Here is a 1,710-nt window from a genome sequence, read left to right as displayed (position 1 = left end):
GAGACTACTGAAAAACGTTTCCTAAAATATGTAAAATGATAAAAATACAAAAAGAAAAAGAAAATCCCCCAACATTTGGTATAATAGAGTTGACAAGAAACTAAAAACCAAATTGGGGGATTTTCCTATGCTTAATCAACATAAGCAATTAAGCTTATACTCTGAATTATACAATAAAATACCAGAAAATCATACACTAAAACTAGTTAATGATTTCGTTGATTTTAGCTTTGTGAACGAACTACTTGAAAAGTCGTACTGTAAGTATTATGGCAGACCTGCCAAAGAACCTGAACTTATGATCAAACTCTCCGTCCTTCAATATCTTTATGACTTATCAGATGCACGAGTGATAGAGGAGGCCTCTTTAAACCTTGCCTATATGTATTTTCTAGGAATCAATCCAGAAGATTCCCTTCCACATCCTAGTTTATTAACGAAATTTAGAAAACATCGATTACAAGATTTTACCATAGATGAAGTGATCACAGAGGTAGTAAAACAATGTGTAGAGCACGGTATTGTTAAAGAAACAAACGGGGTAAGTATCGACACAACCCATACAGAAGCAAATACGTTTCGAGCGACACCTGAACGAGTGATGAAAAGATTAGCCAAGCAGATATTTAAACATTTGCGGGAAGAAAATGGAGAAGTACCTGAAATCGTCAATGAAGAAATTCCTAATTATAAAGAAATAGAAGATCACAGAGAAGCGAAAGAAACGATGAAATCGTACCTTGAAGAAACGATGACAAAGGTAGAGGAAACTACTGAACTTGAAGAGAGCCACCCTAAAACCAAAGAAATGATCGAGCTTGCGCGAGAGATATTGAATGATGCAAAGTTTTTGGAATCAAAAGGGGTTCGGTCGATTGTAGACTTAGACGCTCGAGTAGGCCACAAAACAAAAACGAAAAACTTCTATGGGTATAAGACAGAATACACGATGATTCATGATCTCCTTATCACCGCAGTGAATGTAAGTGATGGGGCATATGTAGACGGAGAAATGTTTGATTATCTATTGGATCAAACGAAAAAAAGTGGCATTGAGATACAAGCGTTTTATGGGGATAAAGCATATTTCCGTAAAAAAATACTAGATAGTATTAATGGTTGTGGAGCCACCCCATACATACCTGTAAGTGAAATGGCCTATAGAATTGATGAAGAACGATATACTTATAATAAAGATTCGGATGAATGGTTTTGTACACAAGGAAATAAAACAGTAAGAAAATATCATAAGAAAACAAAGAACAGAGAGTCCTATCGCTACTATTTCGAAAGAGAACAGTGCAGGGATTGTCCGTTAAGAGAGAGCTGTATTACGGGGAAGAATGTAGGTAAAATCCTTGAAGTTGGAATAAACACCCCTGAATTCTATGAATACAGCCAGCAACAAAAGACAGAAGAATTCAAGCAGAATTATAAGAAACGAGCTTGCCAAGAAGGGAAAAATGGTGAGATGAAACAGTTTCACGGTTTAGATCGTGCCAGGGGGTACGGTCTGCGAAGCATGGCCATACAAGCAAAATTCACTGCATTAGCAGTAAACTTAAAGAGGATAGCACATATCCTATCCTCTAAAAACACTACTGATTTTCAATTTTTATTATTAATTTTTTCAAAATCGAATAACTTTAGCTCCGATTCGGATGAAGAGTTAAAAGTTAGCTAAAAAAAGGTGACTTTTTCAGTGATCTC

At 35.8% G+C, this 1,710-nt stretch carries 1 protein-coding gene; it reads left to right on the top strand.

Annotated elements, in window-relative coordinates; genetic code table 11:
* Nucleotides 1–127 precede the first annotated feature (127 nt).
* Nucleotides 128–1,684: an IS1182 family transposase gene (locus tag JOC48_RS21130; protein ID WP_239584526.1), complete on the top strand. Its 1,557-nt coding sequence runs from the start codon at nucleotides 128–130 to the stop codon at nucleotides 1,682–1,684.
* Nucleotides 1,685–1,710 lie beyond the last annotated feature (26 nt).

Source organism: Aquibacillus albus, assembly GCF_016908325.1.
In the GTDB taxonomy this organism is placed as follows: domain Bacteria; phylum Bacillota; class Bacilli; order Bacillales; family Amphibacillaceae; genus Aquibacillus_A; species Aquibacillus_A albus.
The sequence above is the reverse complement of the archived record's forward strand: the minus strand, read 5'-3'. Positions and strand labels throughout refer to the sequence as shown.